Source organism: Streptomyces sp. NPDC051364, from assembly GCF_040682115.1.
Classification (GTDB): Bacteria; Actinomycetota; Actinomycetes; order Streptomycetales; family Streptomycetaceae; genus Streptomyces.
This window is the reverse complement of record NZ_JBFBAH010000056.1, coordinates 1-22,092: the sequence shown is the minus strand read 5'-3', so window position 1 is coordinate 22,092 and position 22,092 is coordinate 1. Positions and strand designations below refer to the sequence as shown.

The 22,092-nt window shown below is 68.8% G+C and carries 24 protein-coding genes and 1 pseudogene; 15 read left to right on the top strand and 10 right to left on the bottom strand.

Features of this window, described 5'->3' with window-relative positions; genetic code table 11:
* Nucleotides 1-177: 177 nt before the first annotated feature.
* Nucleotides 178-549, bottom strand: a complete 372-nt coding sequence (locus AB0M76_RS41975; RefSeq protein ID WP_365958040.1) for a hypothetical protein — start codon at nucleotides 547-549, stop codon at nucleotides 178-180.
* Between the two features lie 216 nt (nucleotides 550-765).
* On the opposite strand from AB0M76_RS41975, the gene AB0M76_RS41970 reads away from it, so the two are divergent.
* Nucleotides 766-1,137 carry a transposase gene (locus AB0M76_RS41970; RefSeq protein ID WP_365958042.1) on the top strand — a complete coding sequence of 124 codons (372 nt, stop codon included), beginning with the start codon at nucleotides 766-768 and terminating at the stop codon, nucleotides 1,135-1,137.
* Nucleotides 1,138-1,872: 735 nt separating this feature from the next.
* On the opposite strand, the gene AB0M76_RS41965 is transcribed toward AB0M76_RS41970, so the two are convergent.
* Entirely contained in the window at nucleotides 1,873-2,070 is a 198-nt protein-coding gene (locus AB0M76_RS41965) for a hypothetical protein (RefSeq protein WP_365958039.1), read from the bottom strand.
* A 204-nt stretch (nucleotides 2,071-2,274) separates the two neighbouring features.
* Here AB0M76_RS41965 and AB0M76_RS41960 point away from each other — a divergent pair, with 204 nt between their 5' ends.
* Complete coding sequence (locus AB0M76_RS41960) at nucleotides 2,275-2,550, top strand: isoamylase early set domain-containing protein (RefSeq protein WP_365958038.1); 276 nt, start codon at nucleotides 2,275-2,277, stop codon at nucleotides 2,548-2,550.
* Nucleotides 2,551-2,699: 149 nt separating this feature from the next.
* On the opposite strand, the gene AB0M76_RS41955 is transcribed toward AB0M76_RS41960, so the two are convergent.
* A complete protein-coding gene (locus AB0M76_RS41955; protein WP_365958037.1) occupies nucleotides 2,700-3,533 on the bottom strand; it encodes an MBL fold metallo-hydrolase in 834 nt (277 codons plus the stop codon).
* A 772-nt stretch (nucleotides 3,534-4,305) separates the two neighbouring features.
* Here AB0M76_RS41955 and AB0M76_RS41950 point away from each other — a divergent pair.
* Nucleotides 4,306-4,917: a nitroreductase family deazaflavin-dependent oxidoreductase gene (locus tag AB0M76_RS41950; RefSeq protein WP_365958036.1), complete on the top strand. Its 612-nt coding sequence runs from the start codon at nucleotides 4,306-4,308 to the stop codon at nucleotides 4,915-4,917.
* Between the two features lie 282 nt (nucleotides 4,918-5,199).
* On the opposite strand, the gene AB0M76_RS41945 is transcribed toward AB0M76_RS41950, so the two are convergent.
* Nucleotides 5,200-6,099 (bottom strand): cyclopropane-fatty-acyl-phospholipid synthase family protein, encoded by a 900-nt coding sequence (locus AB0M76_RS41945; RefSeq protein WP_365958035.1) that lies wholly within the window; start codon nucleotides 6,097-6,099, stop codon nucleotides 5,200-5,202.
* 191 nt (nucleotides 6,100-6,290) lie between these two features.
* Between AB0M76_RS41945 and AB0M76_RS41940 the strand changes: the two genes are divergently transcribed.
* From AB0M76_RS41940 to AB0M76_RS41925, 4 genes are all read left to right on the top strand, one after another.
* Nucleotides 6,291-7,937, top strand: a complete 1,647-nt coding sequence (locus AB0M76_RS41940; protein ID WP_365958041.1) for a cytochrome P450 — start codon at nucleotides 6,291-6,293, stop codon at nucleotides 7,935-7,937.
* 299 nt (nucleotides 7,938-8,236) lie between these two features.
* Nucleotides 8,237-8,527: an acyl carrier protein gene (locus AB0M76_RS41935; protein ID WP_365958033.1), complete on the top strand. Its 291-nt coding sequence runs from the start codon at nucleotides 8,237-8,239 to the stop codon at nucleotides 8,525-8,527.
* 126 nt (nucleotides 8,528-8,653) lie between these two features.
* On the top strand, nucleotides 8,654-9,637 hold the full coding sequence (locus AB0M76_RS41930; RefSeq protein WP_365958032.1) for an acyl-ACP desaturase: 984 nt from the start codon (nucleotides 8,654-8,656) through the stop codon (nucleotides 9,635-9,637).
* Entirely contained in the window at nucleotides 9,634-10,854 is a 1,221-nt protein-coding gene (locus tag AB0M76_RS41925) for a beta-ketoacyl-[acyl-carrier-protein] synthase family protein (RefSeq protein WP_365958031.1), read from the top strand. Before AB0M76_RS41930 ends, AB0M76_RS41925 begins: the two co-directional genes overlap by 4 nt.
* 66 nt (nucleotides 10,855-10,920) lie before the next feature.
* Here the strand turns inward: AB0M76_RS41925 and AB0M76_RS41920 are convergent, their stop codons facing one another.
* On the bottom strand, nucleotides 10,921-12,765 hold the full coding sequence (locus AB0M76_RS41920) for an acyl-CoA dehydrogenase (protein WP_365958030.1): 1,845 nt from the start codon (nucleotides 12,763-12,765) through the stop codon (nucleotides 10,921-10,923).
* 166 nt (nucleotides 12,766-12,931) lie between these two features.
* Complete coding sequence (locus AB0M76_RS41915; RefSeq protein WP_365958029.1) at nucleotides 12,932-13,603, bottom strand: HtaA domain-containing protein; 672 nt, start codon at nucleotides 13,601-13,603, stop codon at nucleotides 12,932-12,934.
* A gap of 178 nt (nucleotides 13,604-13,781) precedes the next feature.
* On the opposite strand from AB0M76_RS41915, the gene AB0M76_RS41910 reads away from it, so the two are divergent.
* The 3 genes from AB0M76_RS41910 to AB0M76_RS41900 all read left to right on the top strand — a co-directional run bounded on the left by AB0M76_RS41910 (nucleotide 13,782) and on the right by AB0M76_RS41900 (nucleotide 16,208).
* Nucleotides 13,782-14,807, top strand: a complete 1,026-nt coding sequence (locus tag AB0M76_RS41910) for a 3-oxoacyl-[acyl-carrier-protein] synthase III C-terminal domain-containing protein (protein ID WP_365958028.1) — start codon at nucleotides 13,782-13,784, stop codon at nucleotides 14,805-14,807.
* A gap of 56 nt (nucleotides 14,808-14,863) precedes the next feature.
* The gene (locus tag AB0M76_RS41905) at nucleotides 14,864-15,778 is read left to right on the top strand and encodes an SDR family NAD(P)-dependent oxidoreductase (protein ID WP_365958027.1); all 915 of its coding nucleotides are present in this window, start codon (nucleotides 14,864-14,866) and stop codon (nucleotides 15,776-15,778) included.
* A gap of 235 nt (nucleotides 15,779-16,013) precedes the next feature.
* Complete coding sequence (locus AB0M76_RS41900; RefSeq protein WP_365958026.1) at nucleotides 16,014-16,208, top strand: DUF1918 domain-containing protein; 195 nt, start codon at nucleotides 16,014-16,016, stop codon at nucleotides 16,206-16,208.
* A 39-nt stretch (nucleotides 16,209-16,247) separates the two neighbouring features.
* On the opposite strand, the pseudogene AB0M76_RS41895 reads toward AB0M76_RS41900, so the two are convergent.
* Nucleotides 16,248-16,358, bottom strand: a pseudogene (locus AB0M76_RS41895) (Ku protein); the annotation flags it as partial.
* A 33-nt stretch (nucleotides 16,359-16,391) separates the two neighbouring features.
* Nucleotides 16,392-17,303, bottom strand: a complete 912-nt coding sequence (locus tag AB0M76_RS41890; RefSeq protein ID WP_365958025.1) for a phenylalanine 4-monooxygenase — start codon at nucleotides 17,301-17,303, stop codon at nucleotides 16,392-16,394.
* A gap of 613 nt (nucleotides 17,304-17,916) precedes the next feature.
* On the opposite strand from AB0M76_RS41890, the gene AB0M76_RS41885 reads away from it, so the two are divergent.
* The 3 genes from AB0M76_RS41885 (at nucleotide 17,917) to AB0M76_RS41875 (ending at nucleotide 19,220) form a co-directional block, all read left to right on the top strand.
* Entirely contained in the window at nucleotides 17,917-18,330 is a 414-nt protein-coding gene (locus tag AB0M76_RS41885) for a hypothetical protein (RefSeq protein ID WP_365958024.1), read from the top strand.
* 532 nt (nucleotides 18,331-18,862) lie between these two features.
* Nucleotides 18,863-18,994 (top strand): hypothetical protein, encoded by a 132-nt coding sequence (locus AB0M76_RS41880; protein WP_365958023.1) that lies wholly within the window; start codon nucleotides 18,863-18,865, stop codon nucleotides 18,992-18,994.
* A 61-nt stretch (nucleotides 18,995-19,055) separates the two neighbouring features.
* Nucleotides 19,056-19,220, top strand: a complete 165-nt coding sequence (locus AB0M76_RS41875) for a hypothetical protein (protein ID WP_365958022.1) — start codon at nucleotides 19,056-19,058, stop codon at nucleotides 19,218-19,220.
* A 10-nt stretch (nucleotides 19,221-19,230) separates the two neighbouring features.
* Here AB0M76_RS41875 and AB0M76_RS41870 read toward each other — a convergent pair whose 3' ends face one another.
* Nucleotides 19,231-19,746, bottom strand: coding sequence for a hypothetical protein (locus AB0M76_RS41870; protein WP_365958021.1), 516 nt, complete (start codon nucleotides 19,744-19,746; stop codon nucleotides 19,231-19,233).
* 214 nt (nucleotides 19,747-19,960) lie between these two features.
* Entirely contained in the window at nucleotides 19,961-20,203 is a 243-nt protein-coding gene (locus AB0M76_RS41865) for a hypothetical protein (protein ID WP_365958020.1), read from the bottom strand.
* A gap of 166 nt (nucleotides 20,204-20,369) precedes the next feature.
* Between AB0M76_RS41865 and AB0M76_RS41860 the strand changes: the two genes are divergently transcribed.
* Both AB0M76_RS41860 and AB0M76_RS41855 read left to right on the top strand, forming a co-directional pair.
* Nucleotides 20,370-21,503, top strand: a complete 1,134-nt coding sequence (locus tag AB0M76_RS41860; protein ID WP_365958018.1) for a hypothetical protein — start codon at nucleotides 20,370-20,372, stop codon at nucleotides 21,501-21,503.
* A gap of 202 nt (nucleotides 21,504-21,705) precedes the next feature.
* Nucleotides 21,706-22,032: a hypothetical protein gene (locus AB0M76_RS41855; protein ID WP_365958017.1), complete on the top strand. Its 327-nt coding sequence runs from the start codon at nucleotides 21,706-21,708 to the stop codon at nucleotides 22,030-22,032.
* The last annotated feature ends 60 nt before the right edge of the window (nucleotides 22,033-22,092 follow it).

Below are 22,092 nucleotides of genomic sequence, written 5' to 3'. Positions count from 1 at the left end.
CGGCTCCAGCCTTGCCCACTGTGCATCCGTCAGATCTCCACGCGCCACACCATGATCATCACCGATCAAGATCCACTTTCGCAACAGACCCTAGTGCCGTATCAGGCAGTGTTTGACCCGTTGTGAAGATCGCTAGGTTTGCTGCGCCGGGGACGGATCAAGCCCAATGCTTCGGGCTCAGCTGGTGAGGCGGAGGCTGACCTCCAGTTCGTGCTCGCCCGGTACTGTGCCGCGGTCCTCCACGGCGAAGGCCGCGGCCAGTTCCTCCTTGACTTTGCGCACGGGGTCGGCCGCGCCGAAGAGGTCAACGTCGACGGGACCGGCCAGCGGATCCGCCGGGGCCGCACCCGCCTTGCGCCGGGTGCGGGAATCGACAGCCATGGACCACACCATGGGGTGCCCCGTAGTCGAGGCCTTCACCTCGCTGCGCGGGGGCTCGGCGCCCTCGGGGAACGCGGCTTCCAGGGCGCGGAACACCGCGCCCGCGTCCTGGTGCTCGCAGCCGCTCAGATGGACACTGACGTGATCCGCGCTCTCGGAGCCGCTCATGATGTGGTACTCCCTTGTGCCGTCGAGTCTTGCCGAACCAGTCCTGCTGTTGCGTCTTGCCGTCGAGACGGCTGTCAGTCCGACTGTATGGGCGGCCGTTCCGCGAGGCATCAGCATGGGGGCCGACCGGGGTCCGCCGGATGGGGCCCGGCTGATGGGCTAGGTGTGATCCAGTCTCTTGAGCGCAGGCCCCTTCCTTTAGGGAGGGGTTAGCTCATCCTTGGCGCGGAGCCGCGAAGCGGCGGAGTTCGGTGCGTTGTCAGTGGCCCTCGGTCGGGTGATCGCGTTAGTTGGAGCCGGTCGATCCTCGACAAGGGATGGCACGGCCTCGAACTCGCCCTCACCAGCGCTGCCCGGTACGCGGGCATCCGCATAGCGAAGGTCAATCCCGCATGCACGTCGCAGCGGTGTTCCGCCTGCGGCTTCGTCACCGACAACAACCGTGAGAGCCAAGCGGTATTCCGGTGCAAATCCGACGGGTGCGGACACAGTGAGCATGCCGACGTGAACGCCGCGAGGAACATCAAGGCCGCAGGACATACGGTCTCAGCCTGTGGAGACCTCGGCATCAGCCAGTCCGCGGAGTAGGAACCCGTAAGCCGGGCGACCGGCCGAACTCCCTCATAGGGGAATCCCTCTCCTTCAGGAGAGGAGGAAGGCAAGTGCAGTGGGAGGCGACAGTCCTTGCGCGGGTTGCGGCCTCGTGGTCGAGGAAGCGCCGACGCCGGCGCGGACCGTCTCGGGAGCGATGCCGACACGGCGCTACGCGTCCGCGATCGAGCGGCCCTCTGCAGATTCGAGGACGATTTGGGACTGCAGAGCCGATGCTGAGCCGTCGAGCGACGGCGCACCCCCCGTCCCTCGAGCACGGCCCGCTGGGCTGGAAGTACGGGTCGCGGCTGTGCACCCGCCTGTGACTGGCCCCGTCGGACCTGCTCCAGCGCGAGGCTGCCCGCCAGGACGCCGGGGCCGGGGGTGGCCGCTCTCATCTCGGCCCCCAGCTCCTCATCCTCGGCCGCTGCGACACCTCGGCTGCTTGCGCGTGGACGGTACGGGGATGCGAGAGGGGGAGGGCTCCGGTGCGGCCCGGTGACCAGAGCGCTCTGGCGGGGCGCGTTCTGCTGGCAGCTCCCTTGCTGCCGGCCCGGTCACACCCGGGACCGGGCGGGCATGGCCAGGGTGGTGGAGGGCCGGAGACTTGGCCGGCGCCGTGGGGGTGCAGGGACCCTGACCGCTTTGCTGTGTCGCCGGGTCTTCATGACAGAGCCCGGCTGGGTGATGGTGGGCCCCGGCCGGGCTCTGCGTGCGTGGGGTGGTGGGGTCCTAGAAGTCTTCGTCGCGCAGGCCGCGCTCTTCGCGGAGCAGGTCTTCCTCAGGGCGACGCTCGCGCTCGGGCGGGTTCTTGCCTCGGGACGGCGTGCCGGGTTCGGGGTGTACCGGGTCCTGACCGGGGCGCTGCGGCCGTTTCTGCTCTTCGCGGCCCTTGCCCGGCTCCTGGCGCTTGTCGTGCATACCGCCCATGACGGCGACTCCTCTTGATCCGTGAATCGGGGGGATGCCCCCACGCCTCACGCTGACACGAAGAGCAACACCCCGCACTACGGGCGTCACGGTGAGTGGCGTGCGGGTGATGGTTCCGGCCCGGCGCCCGCGCCGGAATGCGGGCCGGTGCCAGGGGCCCGAGGATGGGCGCGACCCCCCTTGTCAGCAAAAGGAGATCGGCCCGTGCTCGAGCGCAAGCTACGCAACGACTGCACCGAAGTGACGTTCGTCCTTCCCGCCGACCAGCCGCCCGGCCCCGTCAGTGTGGTCGGTGACTTCAACGACTGGCAGCCCGGCACCCACACTTTGCGCCCCCGCACGGATGGCATGCGGGCCGTCTCGGTGGAGCTGGCGAGCGAGCGCGCGCACTCCTTCCGCTACCTCGCGGCCGGGGACTACTGGTTCAATGACGACACCGCAGGAGAGCAGGACGGCCCCAACAGCCGTTTGCGCACCTGAACCGCCCACGCGGACCCGGTGCGCGCGACGCCTGTTGAGGTGGCCGAGTCGGGCTCGGCGCGGGCTGAGGCGCGAGGCCTGCCCTGGTCGTTTGCGTCGCCGTTGCCAGGGTCACCCGCGGCGACACGCCCGGGCCATGTGGCTCTGTCTCAGGCCAGCAGGCCCAGGGCGCTGTACCACAGGGGTCCGGGGTTGAGCCGGTCGCCGTGGAGCTTGATCATCTCGTTGAAGAACTCCTCTGGCGTCGGTTTGCCGTTGAGGAGGCGGATCGCGTCCCGCAGGTACTGGCGGGTTTCGTCGAGGATCTTCGGGTCGTCGGGGAGGTCTTTGTTTTTGTGGCCGGCGACTACATGGTGCGGGTTGAGGGCGGCGACTTTGTCGATGCCGTCCAGCCATGTGCCCAGGCCGTCGCCGGCGCCTTCGAGCATCATCTGGTGGACTCCGTTGTAGGCGACGTCTCCTGCGACGACGAGGCCGATCGAGGGGACGTGCAGGACGCTGGTGTCGTCGGTGTCGGTATGGCCGGTCTCGACCGCGTGCAGGAGTTGGCCTTCCAGGCGGAAGCCGTCCACCGGTACGGGGACGGCGAGGACCGGGGTGTGCTCGGGGACCTGGGGGAAGGTCTTCGCGAATCCTTTCTCCTTGCCCTTGAGCTGTTCGCGCATCTGCCGGATCGTGCCCTCGGTGGCGTACACGACGCTGTCTCCGTCCCCGAACCGCTCGAGCAGCGTCGCGGTGCCGAACCAGTGGTCGGGGTGGCCGTGGGTGATGTACACGAACGCGAGCCGCTTCCCAGAACGCGCCACACCTTCCGCGACCTGGTCGATCTGCCCGAGCGTCAGCGGCGGGTCCACCAGGACTGCCTCCCGCTCCCCGTAGATCAGAGTGGAGGAGATCGGCGAGGACACGATCTCGTCGCCGTCGGGCATCCGCAGATCGATGTTCCGGGGGACACCATCGGAGACGAGGACCTCGTAGGACAAGGAAACAGGCTCGGGCACAGTCGGCACTTCCCTCACAGAGTGGGTGCAGGCCCCCGAACCATGCTCACACAGAAGGCAGCTGTCTGGGCGTCACGGCAGGCGCGTTTGTCAGCCGTGCCGCTCCACGCAAAGGAAGCCTGCGCAGGACGCTCCGCCCGGGAGCCCGAGACTGCAGCCGCGCTTCAGTGATCTCGCCGTCCAGAAGCACCCGGAGCCCGCTCCCGCGTCCGGCGGGTACACGGTCACGGGCAGAATGGGGCTCATCCCTCCCCCTGCCGCTTCCTGGTCATCCAGACGCTGTCCTCCACGCCGCTGCCACGACAGCCCCACCGCAGCAGCGGGACCGCCCCGTTGAGGACTTTATGCGTCGCCCGGGCCACCTGGTCATTGTCAGCGCACACCGGCGCGAATCCTGAGGACGCCCGCTGCAACGTATCTGCGGAGCAGTCAGCCAGCTGGCCGCCGACGACGACTGGCGCTTCGAGGAACCGGCCGGCCGGTGCCAGGAGATGCCCTTCCTCGTCGCCTTGAGCGACCCCCACCACTACTGCCCCTGACCGGCCCGTATGGCTCCAGGGGGCGTTCGCACGAACGGGAGCGGAAGGAGAGCATTGCGGTTCATGCGCCTCCGACGCGCATGGGATGGCGCTGGTAGCTGCCGGAACGCGCCGACCCCGGTCTCCGGTCCCAGGTGAGGGTCGCCTTCCTCTGCCTCTGGCGAGTTGGGCCGCCAGCGGTGGTGACGTCGTGGCGTCCAGCACGTTGGTGAGGCATGAACGCAACAGGTTCGGACACCGGCGGAGTCGACGGGGATGTCTCGGTGGCAGAGCAGCCCGGAGGTCGTCAGCGACGGGGAGGTGTATCGGTGCGGGCTGGTGCACCGGTGCGCGGGGTTGTTCTCCGCGTGATGCAAAGGATCATTCCCGCGCGCTGGGCGGCTGTGATGATGAGGGTGCTGGTGGTGCCCCTGGACACGGTGGTGCAGATGCGCAGTGGCGGCCGGTTCGGTGCCTGCGGGCTGCTGGGGGTTCCGTCGCTGCTGCTGGTCACGGTCGGCGCCCGCTCCGGGCGCCTCATTCCCACTCCTTTGTGCTATGTCGGCCACGCGGGCGGCTACGCGGTCGTGGCCTCGAACTTCGGCCGGGCACACCATCCAGCGTGGAGCAGCAATCTCCTCAAGAATCCGGCGGCCACGATCTGTACGGGAGGCCGGCGCATGCCGGTTTCGGCTCGGCTCGTCACCGGCGTCGAACGAGATGAGATCTGGCAGGGCTTCCTGAGCATTTCGAGTCAATACCAGACCTACCGTGACCGATCCGGCCGTGACCTGCGGATCTTCTGCCTTCAGCCCGTCGGCCCCGAGGAAGAGGGGCTTCCCCGGTGAGGACGAGCGACTGGGGTGGTGCGGTGGACCGTCATCGCTGACGTGGGCTGCGGGTTTTGGCCGGCTCCGGCGGTCTGCGGCCGGTGACCTACGCGGTGTCCGCCGCGTGAGAGGGCGTGATCACGGGGCAGGCAGTGGCGAGTGAAACCGGTTGCATGGTTGAGAGTTCAGGCGGGGGCCTTGATGTTCCCGAGGCGCCTGGACTCTGGCGGCCGTTGGGCCAAGCCCTCGGACGCCCCACTCGGGGGTGGCCGGGTGCCTGCTGCCTTTGGTGAACGTCGACTACATGGGGAGGTGAAGGGGCTTAGGGCGGCGTCGCATGCTCATTCGGTACAGGGTCACCTCTCCTCGATGGAAGAGTACTTCGCAGGTTTTGAGGTAGAGGCGGTAGCGCTGGTAGGTGTCCGCGCCCACTGCCCGCTGCGCGTTGTCACGTTCGGTCCGCAGCCGGGCCGACCAGGCGCGCAGCGTACGGATGTAGTCGCGAGGCTCGCCTTTGACCGCGGTCAGGGAGAAGTGGGCATCGCAGGCCGCGGTGATCTCTGTGAGGCGGGGCAGCGCCGAGGCGGGGAAGACGTCGCTGGCGAAGAAGGCGCCGACCGGTCCGCCGGCGTCAACGCCCGCGTCGAAGGCGATCGTCTGGAGGGACAGCGTGCCGCCCGGCGCCAGCCAGCTGTGGCATGCGGTGAAGAAGTCCGTGTAGGCCCCGACGCGCTCAGCGGTGGTGAGGCCGGGACCGGCGAAGGCTTCGAATGCCTCGATGGAGACGATGGCGTCGTAGGGACATTCCGGGACGTGGGAGCGCCAGTCTTCGAGTCGTGCCTGCACTCCAGGCAGGTTGCACCCCTGGACGTGAGCCAGTTGGGCGCGGCTGAGGGTCAGCCCGGTTGCCGTCCCGGCACGGCCTTCTTCGCAGGCGAGGGCGAGTAGGGCGCCCCATCCGCAGCCGATGTCCAGCAGCCGGCCTCCGGGCGGGAGCGCGGCCTGGTCGAGGTGATGGCGGAGTTTGGCGCGTTGCGCCTGGGCGAGCACGTCGGGATGGGACCCGTCTTCCTCGATGCCGTCCCACAGAGCTGCGGAGTAGGTCAGCGTGTCATCGAGCCACAGGGCATAGAAGTCGTTGCCGACGTCGTAGTGGAACTCGATGTCCGTGGCTGTCGCGCCCGTCGTCGTGGTGGTCACGCTCTGCCTGCTCCCGGTGATGGCCGATGACGCCCTGATGTTCGCGGCCCAAAACCGGTACCCCCACACACGAGGTGGAGCCGTGCGATCAACCGGCCGGACGATGATGCCGCAGCCCCGCGGGTCCTTCGCGGCTTTGGGTCGCAACCGTGCCATCAGACCATAACGTGATCAAATCGACGGTCACCCGAATGGCGTACAAAGCCGCCGCTGCACCGCTGGGCTCATGCCGACGCTCCGGTATCCGGCGGCATCCGAGCCGGCGTGGCAGACCCCTCCCTGCAGGCCCCGCTACCCTGCCACCTCTCCAAAGATCCGGGGATCTGCACGTGCAGTCTCGATGGCCTTTCTGCTGCGGCAGGCACGTCTGGCCGTTGTGGCGGTGTCCTTTGAGGCTTCCACGGCGTTGGGCAGGCGTGATCACGGGATGGGCAGGCACGGATGAGACCGACGACGTTGCTGTAGCCGGCGGGGCCCGGGAGGTTCCCCGGGCGCCTGGACACCGACTGGGTCACCTGCCGCTGTTGAAGCACGGGTTGCTGCCCGCACTGGCCCAGCTGGGCGCAGCGGCCCCCGTTGTGAGGCTGCAGGTGGGCGCGGTGAGCAAGTATGTCGTCAGTGACGGCGATATGGCGCGCGAGATCCTGGCTGACAAGGGTCAGGCCTTCGGCCGACGCCGGATGGTCCGCGCTTTCCTTCCCCTGACGGGGGAGGGGCTGTTCGCTCTGGAGGGGACTGAGCACCGCGATCACCGCAGCCTTTTGGCCCCTGCCTTCAGCCGGGCCGCTCTTGCACGGATGATTCCGCGGATTTGTGAAGCCGCGTGCGAATTCGCCGGGAGGTGGCCGTCTGACACGGCCCTCGACCTTGTGCACGAAATGCTGGAACTCAGCGCAGACATCACGGTTCGCTGCCTCTTCCGTTCCCATACGCAGTGGGAGACGATCTCGTGGCTGGCGGCCAAGTCGGCATCGCTCTCTAAAGGGGTGCTGCTGCGCATGCTGGCGCCTGCCTGGAGTCCGCCCCTGCCCACGCCCGAAGCCATCGCGCGCAGGCGGGCGACACACCAGCTGCGCCGGCTGGTGCAGGCGCTGCCCGGCCGCCATACCCCCGACGAGCACGGCGGCGACGTCCTGAGTCTTCTTCAGGCCGCTACCTGCCCGATGCAGGGCCCACCGGGCATCACGCCGACAGCCATGGTCGACGAGATGGTCACTCTGCTGGTTGCCAGCAGCGAAGCGACAGCGATGACGCTGGCATGGGCCTGGCACGAACTGGCCGACAGCCCAGCAGCGGAACAAGCCGTGCAGAGCGAGGCGGATGCCCTGTTCAACAGCGGACGCCCCGTGCCGGCAAACATCCTCGACCACCTTCCCTTCACCAGCCGCGTCACCACGGAGATCTTGCGTCTCTATCCCGTTCCGGTGATGCCCCGCAGCGCGCTGCGCGAAGTGACAGTGAGCGGCTTCCGCCTTCCGCGCGGAGCGGAAGTCCTCCTCAACCTGTACGGCATCCACCGCAACCCCACCCACTACCCGAGCCCCCACACCTTCGACCCCCAACGATGGTCACCGGACGCTGCATCCCTGCCACCCCGCAGCGCCTACCTCCCCTTCAGCTCCGGCGGTCACCGCTGCATCGGCGCCCCCCTGGCCGCCCTCACCGCACCCATCGCGCTGGCAGCCCTGGCCGCACGCTTCAAGCTGCGGCCCGTCGACCCCCACCGCAAGGTGCGCGCTGTCCCCGGTGTCGTGACCCGCCCGAACCGGCTGGTGGTGACCGCTACAGCCCGCCACGGCATGCGAGAGCGGGCATCCACCGGGAATCCCGACAGCTGAGCTGTGGTCCGCCGCCCCGCAGCCGTTTCTGCGGCAGGCAGCCGACGCAAGGCGCCGGCCGACATCGCCAGACGGCACCGGCACACCCCTGCACCCCACGCACCTCCCACGCTTCGTGATCAGGCCGCCGTCACCGCAGTGGTGCATGTCCGGGCGGACGTTCGACGGGCGCGAAGCGGGCGTCGCCGTCCTGGAAGGCAAACGCGCCCTGCTCCCGCGCACCGACCCATCGCCCGTGACTTTCCCGGTCCCACGGGGTTGGTGGAGCGACAGCGATTAATAAGGTCAGGGGCAGGACGATGACAGTACAAGCGGTTCAGGACATGGATGAGGCGGCGCTCGCCGATCTGGTGCACGAGTTCTTCGGAGTGCCGCGCGACCTGCTGCAGCCGACGGCCACCTTCGACGATCTCGGCCTGGACTCCCTGGCCCTCATGGAGCTGATGGTGGTCCTGGAGGAGCGCAGCGGCGGCGAACTCCTGGAACGGCTGATGGACCTCTCCCCGGCGACCACCCTGCGCGCGGCCGCGCAGGTGGTGAAAGACGCCGCGGGCGCCGGCGCCGGGACGGCAGTGGCCCCTGCCGTATGACAGCCACCGAGACCACACGCCGCCCTACCGCCGCCGTATCGGTGTGTCCGTGCCACCGCAGGAGAAGGACGCAGTAACGCCGCGATGATTGACCGCCTGATTGCCGCATCCCATACGCGCAGGCACTTGGACCTGCTGCGTGAACTCGAGCCCGCCGTCGCCGTCCACCTGGACCGGCACCTGGCGGCGGCGCCCGAATGGTTTCCCCACCAGTACATTCCCTGGAGCTCGGCCCGCGATTACGACGGCCCGCTGGACGGGGAGCCCTGGCAGAGCGGCCAATCGCCGCTCGCCCCCGCCGTCCGCGATGCCCTGCTGGTCAACCTCCTGACCGAGGACAACCTTCCCAGCTACCACCACGAGATCGCCGCCTCCTTCGGCCGCGACACCGCGTGGGGGACCTGGGTCCACCGCTGGACCGCCGAAGAGGGCCGCCACTCCGACGCACTGCGCGGCTACCTGCACGCCGTACGCGGCGTGGACCCGGTGGAGTTGGAGCGTGGCCGCATCGTCCACGTCAGTCGCGGCTTCACCAGTACGCAGCCCACCCTCGCGCACGGCCTGGCCTATGTGACCGTCCAGGAGCTAGCCACCCGCGAGGCGCATCGCAACACCGGCCATGCCTGCGGGGAGCCGAACGGCACAAGACTGATGAGCCGTATCGCCGCGGACGAGAACCTGCACATGGTCTTCTACCGGGCGCTGTGCGCAGACCTTGCCGACCTGGACCCTGACGGCTTCGTCGACGCCTTCGCCGATGTCGTCTGCGACTTCCAGATGCCCGGACACAGCATCCCCGGCTTCCAGGCAAGGGCCGCACGGATCGCGGCCGCGGGGATCTACGACATCGCCATCCACCGCGACCACGTCCTCCTCCCGCTGCTGCGCACCCTGCGCATCATGGAGCGCACCGACCTCGGCCCCCAGGGCGAGCGGGCCCGCGAGCGCATCGGGCGCCATCTTGAGGTCCTCGAGGACAAGGGCCGGCGCCTTGCCGAGCTGAGGGCCCGCATCGGACCGCGACAGCCGCACGCCGCCCCCACAGGAGGCGACAGGCCCGTCCTTCCCCTCCCGAGGGACGGCTCGGGAGCACAAGGGCGGAGCGTGTGACCCCCCGTGCGGCGGTGGCCGTCACGGGTCTGGGTCTGATCACACCGGCCGGCCACGACACGGAAACGATTTGCAAGACCATGGCCGCCGGCCGGTCCCTGGCCCGCAAGGACCCCGGCCTGGCGGACCTGCCCGTCGACATCTCCTGCAGCGTCACAGGCTTCGACCCGGTGGACGAGCTCGGACTGCGCCTGGCCAGCCGGCTGGACCGCTTCGCGCACCTCGCTCTGGTTGCGGCCCGCACCGCGGTGGCCGACGCACGACTCGACATCACCTCACGCCCCGAACGGGTGGCCGTCGTCCTCGGAGTGGGAGCGAACAGCCTGCAAACCTATGTCAAGGAGTTCAACCGCATCGCCCCGGGAAGATCCGTCTCACCGCTGGCGTTGCCCCGCAGTGTGCCTAGCATGGTCGCGGGCGAGGTCGCCATCGATACCGGAGCCCGCGGCCCCAACTTCACCGTCTCCAGCGCCTGCGCATCCGGCACCACCGCGATCGGCGTCGCCCGCGACCTCCTGCTGAGCGGTGCCTGCGACGTCGTCTTAACCGGTGGCTGCGAATCAGGCCGGGCGCGCGCGACTGCCGCATGCTTCGCCCAGATGCGGGCCCTCTCCACCCGCACCGAACGCCCCGAACAGGCCTGCCGGCCCTTCGACACCGATCGCGACGGGTTCGTCCTCGGCGAGGGCGCGGCCGTCCTCGTCCTTGAACGCGCCGACCACGCCCGCTCCCGCGGCGCACACGTGCGAGCCCGGCTGAGGGGCTACGGAGCCTCCGCGGACGCCCACCACCCCACCTCCCCCCACCCCCAGGGACGCGGCGCCGAACAGGCCATCCGACAAGCTCTCACCGATGCCGACTGCAGCCCCCGCGACGTCGGCCACATCAACGCCCACGGCACCGCGACCCGCTTCGGCGATACGGCCGAAGCCCTCGCCCTGCTGCGCGTCTTCGCCGGCGCCCCGCCCGCGGTCACCTCGTCCAAAAGCATCCTCGGGCACGCGCTGGGGGCCGCGGGAGCGATCGAGGCGGCCCTGACCGTCATCGCCCTGCAGCGGCAGGAGGTCGCGCCCACAGCCAACCTCGCCCAGCAGGACACCGGCAGGGAGATGGACATCGTGACCGGCCGCCCCCGCCCGGTGGCCTTCGACGTGGCCCTGTCCACATCCTGCGGCTTCGGAGGCCAAAACGCCGCCCTGGTACTCGCCACCCCCTGACACCAGCGGTCCGGTCACCACCGAAGACCTGGCCCGGGCGACGACCCGCCCGGGCCAGGCCTCCCGCTACCGGCTTACCGGATCCTTACGATGCCAGGGCCCTTCCGGGTCGTCGTAGGCGGCGATGTAGTCGGCGGATGCGATCGGCATACCCTCGAAGAACTCCTCCGGCACGGCGAACGCCTCCACCAGCACGGCGGCCTGCCCGGCCAGCCGCGCCAACAACCCCTCCATCAGAACCGGCAGCTCCTCCACCTGCTCCCCGGTCAGGAAACCGCGGCACAAAAGGTCACCACTGTGCGCCGCCACGCCCCGCAGCGCGAACAGCCGAAGAACGTCCTCAAGCAACTCCCTGTCCGGACCGGCAGCCATCGCGGCCACAGCGTCGGCAAACGCTCCTACCGCGAGGCGGTGCCCATGCACATCGACACCACGCAGCGCAGCGCCCATCGCGTGGTTACGCCGTGCCAACGCCTCGGCCGGGGCTGCCCGCCTGGCCGCTTGGGCCCGGTCCAGCCAGAGCCCCTCCGCCGCGGCCAAGAGGTCACCGAGGAAGTCCGCATCGGTGAGACTGCGCCCGTGAGCCCCGACCCCCACGGCGGCCGGCCGGTGGGCCAGCAGGAGCTCAGTGGCGGCCTGGACCATGATCGCCTGATTGTCGCCCTCCGCCGTGATCACACCCTCCGTCATCATCAACTGCTGGGCGATACCGTTGTTGACCAGCAGTCCCTGCGCTCCGCAGCGTTCCCTGACCTGCGCGGCGACGTTGCGGCCCTGCCAGGTGATCCACGCCTTGGCGACCGACACGAACCGGGCCGCCTGCCCCAGAGCAGCCTGATCGGAGCGGTCGCGTTCGCTCCAGCGGCGGGCGGCTTCCCGGTAGAGCACGTTCATCGCATACACGGTGGCGATCGCCTCGACCAGGGGACCGTGATGGCTGCGCAAGTCGAACACCGCAAGCCTGGAAGACTCGGTCAGCCCGGTGATGTGCCGGTTGCGGCCGTAGCGGACAGCCATGGTCAGCCCCGCCCGGGCCGCGCCCACCGTGCCGGCGCTCAGGCAGATCCTGCCCGTCATGATGCGGTCGATGGAGGTCATGAAGCGCCGTCGCCGTTCCGGTACTTCGCTGGTGAACACGCCGTCGCCGGTGATCCGGCCGTGCGCGCCGCCCAGCATCGCCTCCCGCGGGACCCGCACCCGGTCGAAGGAGGTCAGGCAGTGGTCATGAGCGCTGCCCAGCCGCGCGGGCAGACGCCGCACCCTGATCCCCGGCAGCGCACCCCTGCCATCAGTGAGCGGCACGAGGAAGAGGAAAATGCCCTGATCCTTGCCTTCGACGAGGAGCCGAGCCCCCACCAGGCCCGTCTTGGGACCCCCCACCGCACTGGTGTTGGCCAGGAACTTTTGCGCGCCCGCGTTCGGAGTGTGCAGCGTGAAGCTGTCCGTGGCCCGGTCGTAGACGGCAGTCGTCTCCAAAGCCGCGGCGTCATGGCCGTGCGCCACCTCCGTCAGCAAGAACGTGCCGAGCTGCCGCATGTCGACGTACGGGCGCAGGTCTCTGCCGCAGGCTGCCTGGGCCGCAAGGCTGCCCAGGAACAGGTTGTAGTGGATGGTGGTCACGCCCGACAGCGAGGGGTCGACGAAGGCCAGCCACTCGTGCAGGCACGCCAACCGGACCGGATCCTTCACCAGGGCCAGCGGGTCCTCGATCGCCGCATTCAGCAGCCGCACCCGTTCATACACCCACTCCAGGTGCTCCTCGCCGGACATCCCGGAACAACGGCGGAATGCGGGTACGGACAACAGCGTGCGCCAGGGCGCGTGCAGCTCTCCTTCTTCCGGCCCGTACAGAACGGACCTCAGAGCCCCGGCCCCGTGCACGGCCGTCATCACATCTGCCTTCGGATTCATGCCCGGCCAACGAACTGCGCACAGTCGCAGACACGGCCGTCGGCGGCGGCCGGGCCGATTCCCCCCCCGGCCCCAACACGGGAGACCGCCTTCGCGCGGTCTGCGGGAGGGACGGATGCGGCCCCGGCGAAGCCCGTGTATACGGCTGGCCGGGGCGCAGCGGTGGCTACGGCTTGGCAGGGCTGCGGAAGGGATTGCTCAGTTCACCCTTGCCCTCATACGACCACAGCGGAGTGTTGCCCGGCGTGGGGCCGGCACCGAAGGCGTGGACGAAGGCCGCCGTCCCCTTGTCCGTCAGCGTCACCGGGTTGTCCTTCATGCTCGCCGTCGTGGGCGTCATGGACACCCTGCTCAGCGAGATGGGCCAGTGCGCGAAATCGACGTTCGTCACCGGGCCGCCGTCCTGCGCCAGATCCGCACTGGTGGAGCCTTCACCGAAACGGACATGCCCTTGCAGGTTGGTGACCTCCAGACGATGCCCACCGCCTGTGAACCGCATGCCCCCGGTCAAGGTGCCCTCCCCGCTGGTGACGTCGGGGGCCAGGGTGCCAGTGCCCTGCAGTGTGACGCAGGTGCCGGAGGCCGTAGCGGGCGCGATGGGTTCCACCTCGACCTTCTGCTCTGTCAGAGTGCGGGCTGCTTCGGGTGCCAGGCAGAAGGTGTTCGTGCCTCGGATCTGGAAGGCGGAGCCGATGGCGCCCGCCTGGACGGCGGCGACGGCGGCGATGGCCGTCGCGGCAACGGACAGGAGGATCAACCGCTTCTTCACGCTGTAGTTCTTCACACACCCTGCAACGACTGGCTGTCCGACACGCACCGCCCGGAACGCAATGATCACTCGTATGTGCCGGGCAATAAACGGCGACCCCTGTCTCGCAGACTGCCCCTCGGTCACCGGCAACCCTGGGGAACGCTGCCCACGTCTCTGCCCCGCAGGCCGTAGCTCAACCGTTCGACCCAACCCTTCCGGGTTACTGTGCGATCACCACCTGCTACGCATTCGCTACGGTGGCCAGGTGGCCCTTCCTCACCGCGCACGCCTGATGGCGACGGCAGTCCACCTGCCGTCCCACTACCGGACCATGGACCAGACCCGCGCCCAGATCGCCGCCTCCGGCAGCCCGGTGGTGCCTCCTCGAGGGCTCCTGGAGCGATTCACCGGCGTTCGCGGCGTGCACGTCAGAGACGAGGGCCAGCAGGCATCCGACCTCGCAGCCGAAGCTGCGACCAAAGCCCTCGCCGCGGCCGGGACGGACATCAGCGACGTAGACCTGCTGCTGTTCGCCTCCTCGTGCCAGGACCTCCTCGAACCCGCCACCGCCCACATCGTCGCCGCCAAACTCGGCGCCTCCTGCCCGGTCTTCGACGTGAAGAACGCCTGCAACAGCGTCCTCAACGCCCTCCAGGTCGCCCGCGCCCTCATCGAAACGGGCCAGTACCGCACGATCCTCATCACCTGCGGCGAAACCCCAACCCTGGGTACCCGCTGGCACTTGCCCGACGTGCGCACACTGCACAGCGCCGCCGTCGGCTACACTGTCAGCGACGCCGGCGCCGCGATGCTCCTCACCGCCGGCCCTGCCGGTGAACAAGACCCCGGCATCCTCACCACCCGTTTCAGCGCTGAGTCCGCCTCCTGGCAGGTCTGCACCGTCCGAGCCGGCGGCTCGATGAACTGGCGGCCCGGCGACGACGACCCCACCTACGTACAGCTGCAAGGCGACATGTCGGCCGCTGGCCGTCGGCATGCCACACGCGCTCTGACCGGCTACCAGCCTGAATTCGAACTGGTCAGGTCCAGCGCGTTCATCGCCGTCCACCAGATCTCAGTAACCCAGTTCCACGAGACCGTCACCGCCTTCGACCTGCCAGCGGAGCGGTGCATGCTCACGGTCGCCGACCACGGCAACGCCGCCTCGGCCTCCCTGCCCCTCCAACTGACTCTGGCCCAGGAGACCGGCCGCATTGGACCGGGGGACCTGGTCACCCTGATCGGCTTCGCCAGCGGCTTCAGCGCCGGCATCACGGTCATCCGTCTCTGACCCAGGGGCAGGCAAGGGCGGGGATGCCGGATCCCGACGGACATGAGGAGACACTGATGACCACCAGCGTGCTGGTGACCGGTGCCCGAAGCGGAATCGGCCAGGCCACTGCCCTTCGGCTGGCCCAGGCCGGATATGACGTGTTCGCCACTGCCCGCACGCAGGACGAAGCCGACGGACTTTCGAAGCGGGCCAGGGCGGAAGGTCTCGATCTGCGAGCGACGGTGCTGGACGTATCCGACCCGCACGCCTGCAAGGCGGTGTTCGAAGACATCGCCGACCTCACAGCCGGCGGCCCTGACGCAGTGGTCAACGCGGAGGGATTCGCAGTGGCACGGGCCGTGGAGGACGTAACCGAGGGAACGGCGCACCGCCTCATGGAAATCAACACCTTCGCCGCAGTTCGCATCGCACAGTTGGCGCTGCCCGCGATGCGCCGGCGCGGCCGCGGCCGGATCGTCAACCTCTCCTCGGCTGCCGGGCGCTCAGTGCTGCCGCTGGGCGGATGGTACAGCGCCAGCAGGGCGGCGTCCGCCGCGCTGACACACGCACTAAGGATGGAACTGGCAGGATCCGGCGTACAGGTCGTGCTGATCGAACACGGCTTCCACGCCACGGGTCTGCTGGAGGACGCGATCCGTTCACTCACACCGCCAAGCGGCATCTCAACGCGCTTCACCGACTGCTACCGAAACGCCGCCGCGGCGCTGAGTGATCCGACGCGGTTCAGCGGCCCAGAACGGGCCGCCACCATCGTGCACCGGGCCCTGACTGCCCGTCGGCCCAGAGCCCGCTACACCGTGGGGATGGACGCCCGCCTGGCCGCTCCTCTGATCGCCTCGCTCCCGTACGCGATCAGCGACCCGCTCAAGCGCCTAGCGCTGGGCCTCTCGGGGCCGCAGGTCGCTTCACGATTGATGAGCACGCTGGGCGGGCTTCCCCAATGTTCGAAGGAAGAATCCCACCCATAACTTCGGCACGGGCTGTTCGGCATCGGGTCCAGCGTCGTCCACATCACGCCCGATGCCTACCGAGGAGCCTGGCCTAGCAGCAGCCCGGAGCCCCCAGAGAACCCCTTGTGCGGCGTGGACAGGCTCCCCAGTCACCGACACGATCAGCGGTTACACGATCCTTTGGATCTTTTGCTGTACAACGGTGCCCGGTGACTACGGTGTCAGCAGCCAGTTCAGATGAAGGGACAGCCGAATGCAGGCCAGCGTAGGGGACAGGCTCCTTGTTCATGGTCGGATCGTGGGTCAGCACGACCGGACGGGAGAGGTCGTCGAGGTGCTTGGCGAGAATGGCTCCCCGCCCTATCGGGTGCGCTTCGAGGACGGGCACGAGACCGTGATGTCTCCAGGTCCGGACACCGTTGTCCGTCATTTCGCGAGTGACGAGTAGCTGGCTGGCTCGTCCGGAGCCTACAGACACCCGGTCAGCTCAGCGGTGCCGGCGCATCACGAACGTCGTGATGCCGGCCTTGCCGGTCTGTTCGAGGGCCTGCTGGAGCAGGCGGTACACCTTCTGGTTCTCGTCGCCTTTGGGCGCGAGACAGTACGCCTTGGCCGCACCCCCGACAGCTGCCTACCCCAACGCGCCGGTCCCACCCCCGCACCGCGCGCAGACGTCCGGGGTACGTCCGAAGCGCGGTGCGCTCTCGTCGTCGAGCTGTTCCAGGAAGCCGCCCAGGGTGTCGGTGACCTCGTTCAGGCAGCGGGCGCTGAAGAGCACTGGCTGGTAGCCGCAGATGTCGTACTCGGTGGCGAGTATGGCGCGGATGTTCAGGGGCCGGATCCGGGAGCGCCGCAGCCGGCGGATCTCCCCGTAGGAGGAGAGCAGGGCCGCGCCGTACGCCTTGGGGTCCCCGCCTTCGTCGAGGACTCCGTACTCCAGTGTGAACCAGTACACGTCACTGATCATCTGGAGGACGTCTTTGCTCTCGACTCGCATCGCCGCCTGCCCGATGAGGCGGTAGATGTCGGCGAAGGCCGGCGAGGCCAGGTGGATCCCGTGACCGAAGACGTCATGGATGACGTCGGGCTCGGGCGTGAACAGCGGCACGGCCGGGTGGCGGACGAACTGCACGGCGTGGAAGTAGCCGTCGGCCATCGACCCCAGGAAACGCTTGTTCTCGACCACGCCTCCCGCGAGGGTGAAGTCGAAACCCGTCAACCGCCGCAGGTGCGATCCGACTTCGCCATGCTGCGGGATGTGGTCCGCGGGGATAGGGGCCTGCCCTCTGGCGTCGAGGACGGCACGGCACGCGTGCTCGCGTTGGGCGGTCCACAGCGCCTGATGGACGATGCGCCAGGTCTGCTCCTCGGCCTCGCTGTAGTTCACCGGCGGTGACGGATCACCGACTCGGTGACTGCGGGCCCGAGCGGCGATGGCCCCACGCCGCCGCAGGTAGCGAGGATCTCTGAGCCCGGGGTGCTCTACGGCCGCGCCCAGCCGGCCATCGGCCGCGACGGGCGTCTGCAGCTGAATATCACTCACGAACCCAATGATTTCCACCGGCACGAAACGGCACACTGGGGCGCGCGGCCCAACCGGCATCGTCCCTGTTCTGAGAGCGGATGGCCGAGAAGCGCTCCTTGACGGAACGATCGCGTGCCCACGACGGCGGAACCGAGCCGCGGCGCGGGATCACCATTTTCCTCCGACCTGGCTAGCGGGGACGCGGGCCGGATCGTCGCCAAGATGACCCCGTCGTCCTGTGGACGCACCCGCGCCCACCGCTGGCAGCGGCGACGGTCGCCGGTAGGGGTGGAGCCAACCAGCCATCACGTCACTGCCCTTCGCTCGCGGGGGCGCGCTTGACCGGTTGGTGTCGCCGGTCAGAACGCTCAACGAGCGTCGCAGCGACTGGGCACGAGGCGGTCGGCCTGGACGGTGGGACCGGCGGCGGCAGCGGATGTCATCCGGTGCCCGAACGCGAATGGCCTCACTACGAACCAGTGGGATCGGTTCGTCAACGCCGTATACGCCCTGCACCGCAGGAGGGGCAGCAGCTACTGCGACCTCACGTCGCCGTCGTATGTGAGGGCCGGCCCGGTCTCCGCGTCCCGGGTCGCCTTGGGGCGTGCCGGAACGCAGGATGGAGCAGGTGATGACGGTTTTGGTGGTCGGAGTGCCGGACGGTGAGCAGCTGGAGCTGCTGCGCTTGGGGATTCAGCGTAATCCGCACTTCCGGGTCGTATCGCATGCCCACGATCCCGCGGTCGCTCTCGCGCACGCCCGCGCCCTTCTGCCCGATATCGCCGTCTTGTCCCTTCCTGCCGGGCTCGACAGCCTCGACGCGGACCCGGACGTCCTCCGCGTGTTCCGAGGGGTGCGCGCCCTGGATCCCCCGAGCGGGGTGGTGCTGCGTACGCCCGCCGCCCGCATGCCCCGTGCACTGTCCGGCCTTGCCGTCGAGGGAGCCGTCCACGTGGTGCGCGCTGGAGACTCCGAAGCCCTGATGCGGGCCCTGAGCACGATCGGGCTGCGCCGGGCCAGCTGCGACCCCGACGGGATGCCCTGACCGGACTCGGCGGTCGGCTGCCTCGTCGCGCCTGGACCGGGCCGCAGTGCACCCCCAAAGACCGGTGAAGCCGGCGCCTCGGCCTACCTCGCGGCGTGCAGCGCGAACAAGTCCCGGTGGTGGGTCCTGCGGTACACCGGCGAGGACGCCACCCGGTGGGTCCTGTCCCCGTTCCTGAACGAGGACCTGGCCGTGACCGGCCTGTACGGCGACGACAACTACGCGCCGCTGCGCGAACTGCCGAACCCGAATGCGGCGACCGCCTCCCAGCAACGGCACTTCACCCGGCAGTAGCTTCAGCAGCCCCCGCCCCCGGTACGAGCCGTGCAGAGCCCGCGCCGGGGGCAGGGCCGTGTCCGCAGGGCGTTCTCGCTGCGGCCAAGTCCCGCTTGGAGGGGGCTTCTCACAGTGTGTGCGCCGGTTGTGCTTGCGTGCTCCGCGGGGCGCGGGAGTCGTGCGCGCACGGGACGGGGAGGAACACGCGTGCCAGGCCGGACGTGGGTGTGGCCTCATCCGGTACAGATTGTCCACGGTGAGAAGCCCCGTGCTGGACCTCCTGCACCGGGCAGCCGAGACCGATCCGCGCGGCTGGGGCCGCGAGCCCGCCATTACGGCGCTGCCCGCACCCGACCACAACCTCGGCAACCCTCTCAACGCCGCATAGCCACAACTGCCCGACGGGGGCGACGTTCTCGGCGGCTTGGGGGAGCCGCGACGTCCTGGACGTGACCCTGGTACGCCCGGACCTGGTGGCAGAGGTCAGCGCCGACCGGGCCGTGGACCACGGCGGGATATTCCGGCATCCACTCCGGTTCCAGCGGCTGCGCCTGGACGTGGGCGTGGGGGATGTTCCGCGATTCGGTGCCGGGCCGGTCGCTGCTGCCGGGTGAGCCGGGCCGGTTACGTAGTGGCGGCGCATGCGGAAGCCTCGTGCTTGATCTGGAGCAGGGCCTTGGTCATGAGGTTGCAGAGTGCGAAGACCCTCTTGGGGTCCTCTGATTCCTGAAGCGCGGTGAGCGCGGTGACGGCGGCGAGGTGGGTGGCGTCGAAGCTGCGGGTGGTGGCGGTGACGGCCGACTTGAGCAGCTGTTCCTCGGTGTCGCCGGTCAGGGTGTCGGCGTGGTGCAGGAGAAAGTCGACCGCGACCCGGATCAGGGTGTTGTCGGTGATGATCTCGTTCCGTTCCTGGCGGTCGCGGGTAACCTGCCGGCGCAGTGCGGCCAGGGAGCGGAGCTGGTCCCGGCGCAGACGCGTTTCCTTGCGGTCCAGGGTTGCCCACCGCGGCTGTTGCTCGGGGATCTCTGCCGGGGCCGGGGCGGGTACGTCGGCAGCGGGTTCCGGTGCTGTGGTGGGGGCAGGCGGGCGCCTGGAGTGTGCTGCGCGGTGGAGCTGGTGTACGCGGCCGGAGTGGGGCATGGGGCCTTCCTGGAAGCGGGTGCCGGGTTCCCGGGGGAGGGGTCGGGGCCCGGCACCCGGGGGACGGCTCGGTGCATCGTCAAGCCCAACGGCTGGGCTGCTGAAACGTCACGGCGCCGACCTGCGCCGATGGTGGACCTGCCTGCGCTGCGCCCGTCCGTGCCTGCTCTGGTACGACGAAGCCCCCGGCGGCTGCCGGGGGCTTGAAGAGGCGTCAGCTGCCGTCCTGGCCCATGCGGCGCCGGGTGCGCTGGGTGTAGCGATGCCGGAGGTAGGCCCGGCGGTTGGTCCACCACTTCAGCTTGTCTTCCGACCTGTGTGGGAAGACGGCCTGGACGACGCCGGCTGCCAGGGCGGCGACTGCGATCAGCGCGATGCACCAGGCGGGTGCGCCGACCAGCGCTGAGGCGACGGCTCCGAGGCTGAACAGGATGCTCGGCACGATGTTGTGTCCCATTTGTCGAACCCTTCTCGTTGTTGGTGTGGGGTACGACATCCAGCCTCCTGACCTGCGGAGAGTTGCGGAACGAGCAACGTTTGCCAGTCAACTGGCAACTCCGCGCTGGGGTCTGACAGCCTGTCTTGCACGATCGGCGTCAGTCGGTTACGGGAGGGGGGACGGCTTGGACGGCCACTCATCGCAGGCATCGCACGGCGAGGTAGCCGGCGGGGAGGCGCAGGAGTACGGCGAGCGGTTAGCGGGGCTGTTCGGGCGGACGGGGGCCAGGCAAAATGAGCTGGCTGCGTTCGGGTCGTATCACCCGTCGGCAGTCAACCGGTACTTCAAGGGCAAGCGAGTCGCCCCGAAGGAGTTCCTGCTCGTCTTTGGGCGCTTCATGGAGTCCCGGGGGGTGCCCCTGGACGCGCAGGAGGCCCGTGAGCTCGATGCGCTTCGCCAGCGGGCGCAGTCGAGCAGTTCGGGGTACAGGGACCAGGCCGCTGTTTCGCGGGAGCGCATCGAGGATCTGGAACGCATGGTGGTCCGCCTGACTGAGCAGGTGCGGCTGCGGCAGGATCAAGGGGCGTTAGACGACGGGCTGAGGCAGGCCGCGCAGGCGATTGCCCAGGAGTGGGCAGTGGTCGGCCCGGACGCCGGCCGGGCCGGGGTAGTTTCACAGCTCGCCGAGGAGATTCGGACGCTGAGCGCGCAGGTCGAGGAGCTCCAGCGGGTTCGTGCCCGGGACATTGGGGGTGGGGGCGCTGTCGACCAGGCTACCGCTTTCCACGTCCACCACGGGATGGCGATGCCCCGGCTGCCCGAGCCACCTTTCGCTGCACGGCATCCGTGGGTTGCTGCCGTGGGTCTGGTGCTGGGGATGGTGTTCTTCTACGCGGTGGGGGCGGCCTTTGGGAGGGCTGCCTTCCGTTTTCCTCAGCCCTGGGATTTCGTTGTCTTTATCCTGTTTCTTCCTTCCCTCGCTCTCGCTGTACTGGCGGGCTTCAGCCTGGTGGGCGTGGTGTCGAGGATGGTGAAGAAGCGCCTTCCCGTTGTCCGTCTGGTCGCTCAGGAGCGACCGCGGTTCCCGCGCTCCAAGCGGGCTTTTCTCCTGTTTTCGGTGGCCCTTGGGGGGTACGCCGTGGAACCGTTCACGAAATCGCCTGCCGGCTTGCTGGTGGGGATGCTTCTCGGCGTCGTGTCGTTCACGGTTGTTGATGTACGCGAGCGGATGCGAGAACACCGCCTGCGGCTGAGCACAGGTACTTCGACGTCCTCCGGCCCGGACCTTGACGAGGATCCGCAGTCAGCGGACCAGTAAAGACCGGCCCCGGCTACAAGCGGCAGGGCGGCGTGATCACGGTCCCGCTGTACTCAGGGGAGGACGTTGCGCTGCTGCCGGTCGTGCGGCCCCTGGCTGGTAGGTGGTCCGCGAGATCCGCCCGGGACGCCGCTCGCCACCATGACTCGCGTGCCGGGCGCCCCTGGGGATAACCTGCGCCGCCCGTGATCGTTTACGGCGCATGAGCCTTTTCAGGAAGTCACACTTGGCGGCCGGCGGCGCCCTTGTAGCGATGCTCATCGGTGGTGTTACTGCACCCGCTCAGGCTGGCGTCGGTTTGAACGACGATTCCAGCGTGTTCTGGAACACCGGTGACAAGAGAACCAACGGACAGAACGGAATGAACCAAGCGAGCTTCAACGACGACAACGTGGGAGGCCTTGGCGGCTTCGGCGGTCTGGGTGGCTTCGGCGGCTTCATTCCGTTCGCGGCCATTCCGCTCGGGGGAGGCGGAGGCCACGGCAAGCTGTCTAAGTGGCCGTTAAGTCCGACTTCTATTCGTTCGTGATCGCTCGATCGTGGTACTGATCGCTGTCCGGCCTGCCCGATGGGCATGTCCATGTTGAGA

Bases quoted from the DNA above. Each gene is read 5' to 3' on its own strand.
- AB0M76_RS41855 (WP_365958017.1), top strand. From the start codon at position 21,706: ATGAGCCTTTTCAGGAAGTCACACTTGGCGGCCGGCGGCGCCCTTGTA.
- AB0M76_RS41935 (WP_365958033.1), top strand. From the start codon at position 8,237: ATGACAGTACAAGCGGTTCAGGACATGGATGAGGCGGCGCTCGCCGAT.
- AB0M76_RS41885 (WP_365958024.1), top strand. From the start codon at position 17,917: ATGACGGTTTTGGTGGTCGGAGTGCCGGACGGTGAGCAGCTGGAGCTG.
- AB0M76_RS41975 (WP_365958040.1), bottom strand. From the start codon at position 549: ATGAGCGGCTCCGAGAGCGCGGATCACGTCAGTGTCCATCTGAGCGGC.
- AB0M76_RS41905 (WP_365958027.1), top strand. From the start codon at position 14,864: ATGACCACCAGCGTGCTGGTGACCGGTGCCCGAAGCGGAATCGGCCAG.
- AB0M76_RS41950 (WP_365958036.1), top strand. From the start codon at position 4,306: ATGAACGCAACAGGTTCGGACACCGGCGGAGTCGACGGGGATGTCTCG.
- AB0M76_RS41920 (WP_365958030.1), bottom strand. From the start codon at position 12,765: ATGAATCCGAAGGCAGATGTGATGACGGCCGTGCACGGGGCCGGGGCT.
- AB0M76_RS41965 (WP_365958039.1), bottom strand. From the start codon at position 2,070: ATGGGCGGTATGCACGACAAGCGCCAGGAGCCGGGCAAGGGCCGCGAA.
- AB0M76_RS41870 (WP_365958021.1), bottom strand. From the start codon at position 19,746: ATGCCCCACTCCGGCCGCGTACACCAGCTCCACCGCGCAGCACACTCC.
- AB0M76_RS41940 (WP_365958041.1), top strand. From the start codon at position 6,291: ATGGCGTACAAAGCCGCCGCTGCACCGCTGGGCTCATGCCGACGCTCC.
- AB0M76_RS41865 (WP_365958020.1), bottom strand. From the start codon at position 20,203: ATGGGACACAACATCGTGCCGAGCATCCTGTTCAGCCTCGGAGCCGTC.
- AB0M76_RS41900 (WP_365958026.1), top strand. From the start codon at position 16,014: ATGCAGGCCAGCGTAGGGGACAGGCTCCTTGTTCATGGTCGGATCGTG.